The sequence below is a fragment of the Nonomuraea sp. NPDC049637 genome (assembly GCF_040675235.1).
Taxonomy (GTDB): Bacteria; Actinomycetota; Actinomycetes; order Streptosporangiales; family Streptosporangiaceae; genus Nonomuraea.
The window spans coordinates 59,697-65,936 of the sequence record NZ_JBFAOM010000050.1; the positions used below are offsets into that span (position 1 = coordinate 59,697).

Here is a 6,240-nt window from a genome sequence, read left to right on the forward strand (position 1 = left end):
CACGCCGGGGAACGATAGACCGGGTCGTCGTCGTTGGACGAGGTGAAACCCGGACCACGAAGGGGGGAGACCTTGCACCACAACGGTCTGCGTACCGCCATCCTCCTGGGAGGTCTGTCCGCGTTCATCGTCGTGATGGGCGCGTGGCTGGGGGGTGGCACCGGCCTGCAGATCGCGCTCGTGCTGGCCCTGCTGAGCAACGGCGTCGCCTACTTCTTCTCCGACCGCATCGCGCTGTCGGCCATGCGGGCCAGGCCGGTCAGCGAGGTCGAGCATCCCACGCTCTACCGCATCGTCCGCGAGCTCTCCACCGAGGCGCGCCAGCCGATGCCGCGGCTCTACATCTCCCCGACGGTCCAGCCCAACGCCTTCGCGACCGGCCGCAGCCCACGGAAGGCCGCCGTGTGCGTCACGTACGGCCTGACCCAGCTGCTCGACGAGTCCGAGCTGCGCGGCGTGATCGGGCACGAGCTGTCCCACGTGTACAACCGGGACATCCTGGTCTCGTCCGTGGCCGGCGCGCTGGCCACGATGATCACGTGGCTCAGCTACGTCGCCGTCTTCTTCGGCGGTTCCGACGACGACGAGGGGCCCGGATTCTTGGGCGCCCTGCTGATGATGATCCTCGGGCCCGTGGCGGCCGGGATGGTCCAGATGGCGATCTCCCGCACCCGGGAGTTCCAGGCCGACGAGTCGGGCGCGCGGCTCACGGGCGACCCGCTGGCCCTGGCCTCGGCCCTTCGCAAGATCGAGATGGGGGCGCGCAGGCTGCCGCTTCCCGAGAACAGCCGCCTGACGTCGGCGTCCCACATGATGATCGCGAACCCGTTCAGCGGATCCGGCTTCGGCCGCCTCTTCTCGACGCATCCGCCCACGTCGGAGCGGGTGGCGAGGCTGGAGCGCATGGCCGGCTACCGCCGCTGACCTTCCCGGCCGGCGGGAGTGCAGGGGACACGTCCGCGCTGGTAGCGCCAGAGCCGCCGAAATCGACCGAGAGCCCCGAACGGGGCTCACCCGTCATTCTCGGCTCTTCGGCGGACTTGCTGCAGCGATCAGGGCCTTCCAGCGACGTCGGGGCTACCCGGGTTCTCCGGCCGCCGTGATCCTCCGCAGGATGGCGGGCAGGTCCTCCGGGAAGAAGGTCTCCTCGGTGCTGTCGAGTTCCTCCGCGCTCCACCACCGATGCCCGGTCGTCGTCTCCTTCTCGATCTGCTCCATGTGCTCGAACGAGACGGCGGTGTCGTGCACCCGGATCGCGAAGAAGGTCTGGTCCTGTGTGATCGCATAATCAGACCAGCAGAACTCGATCGTGCTCGTCCCGTACGGTCCGGTGAACTCCGCCACCTCCCGCCGGATCCCGACCTCCTCGTACAACTCGCGCGCGGCGGCCTGCCGAAGCTCCTCCCCGGCCTCCGCCGCGCCCCCGATGGTGAACCAGAACGGCTTGTCCGGCAGTTGCGGATCAAAGCCGTGCAGCAGCAGCACCCGGTCGTTCGCGTCAAGGGGCAGGACACGTGCCGTGAAGCGGCGCAGGGGGATCTTCGTCACGGTCGTCGAGCCTACGATGCCGGATTCGCCCGTTCCAACGCGAACGCAGGCCCGAGGCACAAGAAGGCGCGTACGCCGCCATGTGCCCCGGAGGCCGACCTGTTAGCGGTAGTTCACGAATTGCAGGGCGATGTCCAGATCCTTGCCCTTGAGCAGAGAAATGACGTCCTGCAGATCGTCCTTCTTCTTGGAACTGACCCGCAGTTCCTCGCCCTGGATCTGCGCCTTGATGCCCTTGGGACCCTCGTCGCGGATCAGCTTGGAGATCTTCTTGGCGTTCTCCTGGTCGATGCCCTCCTTGAGGGTGACCAGCATGCGGTATTCCTTGCCCGACAGCCTGGGCTCGCCCGCGTCGAGGATCTTCAGCGAGAGCCCGCGCTTGACCACCTTGTCCTTGAACGCGTCGAGTGCGGCGTTGGCGCGCTCCTCGCTGTTCGCCTTGATCTCGATGTTGTCACCGGTCCAGCTGATGCTCGCCCCGGTGCCCTTGAAGTCGAAGCGGTGTCCGATCTCCTTGGCCGTCTGGTTCAGCGCGTTGTCGACCTCCTGGCGGTCGATCTTGCTGACGATATCGAAAGATGAATCGGCCAAAACACCCATCCTCTCGGCTGTGAAAGCGTTATTCGGGATCCCGCCCCTCCGCCGTACGCGAAACAGCTCCGTCGTACGCCGAATGCGCGGACCCAGCGAACGAGCCTAGCCAGCATCGGCGCGCAGTGCAGTCCACGTCGGCGCGAGGCGGCTTGATGCCGGGTCCTTGGCGACGGATCATGCCTGTGGACCCACATTTCGCAGTTTCCGATCGTATTGGTAGGGATCATGCGAGTCATCGGAGCCGGCTTCGGCCGTACCGGAACCTTGTCCACGAAGACCGCGCTGGAACGTCTGGGCTTCGGCCCATGTCATCACATGACGGAGGTGCTCCAGAATCCCGTCCACATCCGCCGCTGGCTGGACCTCGCCGAAGGCCGTCCGGTCACCTGGGAAACCCTCATGTCGGGGTACGACTCCTGCGTCGACTGGCCGGCCGCCGCATACTGGCGCGAACTCGCCCACCACTACACCGACGCCAAGGTCATCCTCACCGTCCGCGACCCTGAACGCTGGCTGGCCAGCATGAACGCCACCATCTTCAAACAGTCGGCCCGCGCCCGCACCTGGACGGGCCGGACGATGGCCACACTCTCCCGCCTCCTCGACACCGACTTCGCGGCCTTCATCCGGATGACCCGGCTGGTCGTGAGCGAGCGCGTCTTCGGCGGCGGCATCCCCGACACCGAACTCGCTCTGAAGATCTTCACCGAACACGTGGAGGAGGTCAAAGCCACCATCCCCCAGGACCGCCTGCTGGTGTTCGAAGTCGCCCAGGGCTGGCAGCCACTGTGCGACTTCCTCGACGTACCCGTCCCGGACGAACCCTTCCCCCGAACCAACGACGCGGCAGGCTTCGACCAGCACGCACGCGGGATGGGACGCCTGCTGTTCCGGCGCAGCCGGTGACCACGATCCGGCTGGGGACAAACTGGTGTCACGTACACCTCGGAAGTCCGCTATTCTTCTGTCTGTCGCCGCGAGAGCGGATGGCACGGCAGGTTGCCCGAGTGGCCAAAGGGAGCGGTCTGTAAAACCGTCGGCTCAGCCTACGCAAGTTCGAACCTTGCACCTGCCACCAGCAGTAGCTGCAGGTCAGAGGCCCTTCGGGGCCTCTTCTGCGTTTCAGGGGTATGCAGCCGCGAGCCGCCCTGAGCGGCCGTTTGTCGCTGGTCACGCAATATACGCGCAATGATCTTGGGCGTGTTTTCCCTGGTCGGGGCCGGCTTTTCGGGGGTTGATGTTCCCCTGAGACGCAAGCGAGCCCCGGAGATCATCCGGGGCTCGGTGTGGAGAGGCAACGTCAGGCTGCCAAGGCGTCAGCGATCCGGCGATTCGCGATCTCCTGTTGGCCGTCGATGCACTTGGCATAGACCCGCAGGAGCACGTCAACGCTGTGGCCCGCCCGCTCGGCCACCTCGGGAGCCGAGACGCCCGCGTTGAGCCAGAGGGACACCGCCGCGTGTCGCAGGTCGTACGGTCGTTTGGCGAGCGGAGAGGCGACCTGGGAGGGCGTCAGGGCGAGCTTGCGGGCTTCCTGCCACACCTCTGTGTATGCCGTCGAGGCGACGACCCCGCCCCGCTCGCTCTGGAACAGTCGTCCTTCGGGGCCAAGGCCGAACTCGTCGATGTGTTGCCGAAGGATCTTCACCAGAGTTGGCGGGATGGGCACGGGACGCACGTCGTCACGTCCCCGGTGCTTGAGCCCGCGTTCCTCGTGGGCGTCTCCGGTGTCTGTCCACTGTCTGTTGACCTCAGGGCGTGATACGTCGATGAGGAAGCGTCCCCAGCCGGTTGCCGGAAGGTCGCAGTCCTCCCTGCGGAGGGCGATGGCTTCGGCGGGGCGTAGAGCCGCGTAGTACATGCAAGCGAACAGGGGCATGAGCCGCCGGCCTCGCCCCCGCCTGCCTACGTAGGTCACCGCGGTCAGCAGCTCTTGCGCCTGGCGAGGGTTCACCACGATTCGCGGGTCTACTGTCTCGGTCGTCTTGGCCGGCTTCCATTTGATCCGGTGCAGCGGATTTGCCGAAAGCTCTTCCAGCTCTACGGCGTACTCCAGGAGCGCGTGCAGCACGGCCCGCTTGCGCCTGATCGTGTTGGCGCTGGCGGCCTTGCCGTCGAGCCGGAGTGCGATCGCGTCGAGTGCCAACCGGACGGTCTTGGCCTCGCTGAGGGCGGCCATATCGAGCGAGGCGCTTTCGAGCCAGCGGATCACTCGTGCTGCGTCCGGGGGAGGAACGGGGCGCTTGCTCTCGGGGAGAAGCGCGTACTTACGCAGGGCCGTCCGCAGCGACTCCACGTCAGGGCGGCCGGGGCGGTCCTTTACGAGGGCGGGAAGTGCTGTGGAGAGGGCATCCGAGACGCTGTCGCGGGTCTTGGCCGCCGCGTGAGGCCACTTCATTTCTATGTACGCCCGGACGAAGTCGAATATCGTACGGGCGCTCTTGGCCTGCAGCATGGACAGGGGGAGTCCTGTGTCGATGTCGAACAGTTCGCCACGCTTGGCCGCCTGCCGGAGGTCGGACAGGAGGCTTTCCGCGAGCGCCTTGGTTCTGAGCGTCTTCGACTTCTGCCGGCCGCCGACCTTCCAGCGGACAACGAAGGACGGCGTCTTGCTCGACTCGTTCCGAGTGATCGTCCAGAACTTCACGTCGTAGGAGGTGTTCACGCCGCCTCCCGGAGGTTTTCCAGCCACGCTGTGAGCTCGCTGCGGTAGATGCGGATCTCCCCGTTGGGCAGCTTGAAGCCCTGGGGTGCCTTGCCGATCTCACGCCAGCGGTAGAACGTTCGGCGCGAGATGCCGCCGAGCGCGTCGAGGATTTCGGGGACCGTCATCGGCTTGTCGTCCTTCATGCCGCCCTCCCTTCGACTGCCGGAAGATCTTGGCCCGCTGCTTGGGCTTCGAGTTGGGCCATGTGGGCTCGCCAGCGTTGGCGTTCGGCCACGGTACGGAGGAGACGGACCGCCAGCGGCGGCACGTTGGAGTCTCCGGCCGGGACGGGCCTCCACACGTAGCGATGTGGGTCTCGCGGTTGGTCGGTCTGGCCGAGGGCTTCCAGGACCCAGGTGCGGCGGTCCTGCTTGTGTTCGGCCAGCGTCTTGTTCGACCACTTGCGGGAGACCAGGACACGGCGTCCGGCGTAGCCGAGGTGTTGGGGCTTGTGAGCCTTGCCACGACACCGCCCCGGGACCATTCCGGCCTTGGCTCCCTTGGGCTGTACGCCGTAACGGAGCCAGTTGGCGCAAGTGGGCGAGCAGGGTTCGAAGCGCAACGCCTCAGCCCGGCGGGCAGCATGATCGCGGCGAGCCGGGTCGTCGGCGTCGAGGCTTTCGCCAAGTGACTTGGTCAGGTATTTCGACAGGTAGCGGATGCACTGGTCGGCGTCGGGAGTGCCGGCCAGGACGCCTTGCACGTCCACCTGGGTGCCGAAGCGGATCACGTGCAGGGGTTCGGCCGTTTCGTCGGTGTCGAGCTGGTCGAGGGCCTCGTCCCAGGTGGGCAAGACGGGGGCTCACCCCGAAGCGTGGACACGGGTTGTCATGCGGCGAGCAGCACCTTATCGGTGGTTTGCTGCTCGTAGTCGATAGGGCTGAGGTAGCCGAGGGCGGAGTGTCTCCTTCGAGTGTTGTAGCGAGTGATCCACTTGAAGACGGCCAGGCGGGCCTCACGCGCCGAGGACCAGCGCTTGGCGCCCTGCAGCGTTTCGCGTTTGAGGGTGGCGTTGAACGCCTCCGCCGCGGCGTTGTCGGCGCTGGTGCCGACGGCTCCCATGGACTGGCGCACACCGAGCTCGGCACAGACCCTGGCGAACTCGGCCGAGGTGTACTGGGCCCCGTGATCGGCATGGAAGATCGCGCCGTGCAGACCGCCCCGTGTCGCAGCGGCCGCGCGCAGCGCGTCGCTCACCAGCTCGGCGCGCATGTGATCGGCGATCGACCAGCCCGCCAGCCGCCGCGAACACAGATCCAGCACGGTCGCCAGATACAGGAACCGGCCCTCGCCGACGGGCAAGTAGGTGATGTCGCCGACATAGCGCTGGTTCGGGGCCGGCGCGGTGAAGTCCCGCCCGATCAGGTCGGGCACCTTCTGATGCGAGGGTT

Annotated in this window: 8 protein-coding genes and 1 tRNA gene; 3 read left to right on the forward strand and 6 right to left on the reverse strand. The window is 66.6% G+C overall.

What is annotated here, in order from left to right; all coding sequences use genetic code 11:
- Positions 1-72 precede the first annotated feature (72 nt).
- On the forward strand, positions 73-924 hold the full coding sequence (htpX, locus tag AB0J71_RS41985) for a zinc metalloprotease HtpX (RefSeq protein ID WP_352322492.1): 852 nt from the start codon (positions 73-75) through the stop codon (positions 922-924).
- 153 nt (positions 925-1,077) lie between these two features.
- Here htpX and AB0J71_RS41990 read toward each other — a convergent pair whose 3' ends face one another.
- Positions 1,078-1,548, reverse strand: a complete 471-nt coding sequence (locus AB0J71_RS41990; RefSeq protein WP_352322493.1) for an NUDIX domain-containing protein — start codon at positions 1,546-1,548, stop codon at positions 1,078-1,080.
- 102 nt (positions 1,549-1,650) lie between these two features.
- Entirely contained in the window at positions 1,651-2,148 is a 498-nt protein-coding gene (locus tag AB0J71_RS41995) for a YajQ family cyclic di-GMP-binding protein (RefSeq protein ID WP_352322494.1), read from the reverse strand.
- A 219-nt stretch (positions 2,149-2,367) separates the two neighbouring features.
- Here AB0J71_RS41995 and AB0J71_RS42000 point away from each other — a divergent pair, with 219 nt between their 5' ends.
- On the forward strand, positions 2,368-3,048 hold the full coding sequence (locus AB0J71_RS42000) for a sulfotransferase family protein (protein WP_364419681.1): 681 nt from the start codon (positions 2,368-2,370) through the stop codon (positions 3,046-3,048).
- An 87-nt stretch (positions 3,049-3,135) separates the two neighbouring features.
- Positions 3,136-3,220 (forward strand) — tRNA-Tyr (locus tag AB0J71_RS42005).
- A gap of 222 nt (positions 3,221-3,442) precedes the next feature.
- Here AB0J71_RS42005 and AB0J71_RS42010 read toward each other — a convergent pair.
- The 4 genes from AB0J71_RS42010 to AB0J71_RS42025 form a co-directional block, all read right to left on the reverse strand.
- Entirely contained in the window at positions 3,443-4,807 is a 1,365-nt protein-coding gene (locus tag AB0J71_RS42010) for a tyrosine-type recombinase/integrase (protein ID WP_364419683.1), read from the reverse strand.
- Entirely contained in the window at positions 4,804-4,992 is a 189-nt protein-coding gene (locus AB0J71_RS42015; RefSeq protein ID WP_364419685.1) for a helix-turn-helix domain-containing protein, read from the reverse strand. The genes AB0J71_RS42010 and AB0J71_RS42015 overlap by 4 nt, the downstream gene beginning before the upstream one ends.
- Positions 4,989-5,642 carry a replication initiator gene (locus AB0J71_RS42020; protein ID WP_364419687.1) on the reverse strand — a complete coding sequence of 218 codons (654 nt, stop codon included), beginning with the start codon at positions 5,640-5,642 and terminating at the stop codon, positions 4,989-4,991. The genes AB0J71_RS42015 and AB0J71_RS42020 overlap by 4 nt, the downstream gene beginning before the upstream one ends.
- Before the next feature lie 35 nt (positions 5,643-5,677).
- Positions 5,678-6,240, reverse strand: a 563-nt coding sequence (locus tag AB0J71_RS42025; protein ID WP_364419689.1) for an IS3 family transposase, incomplete at its 5' end; no start/stop codon positions are given.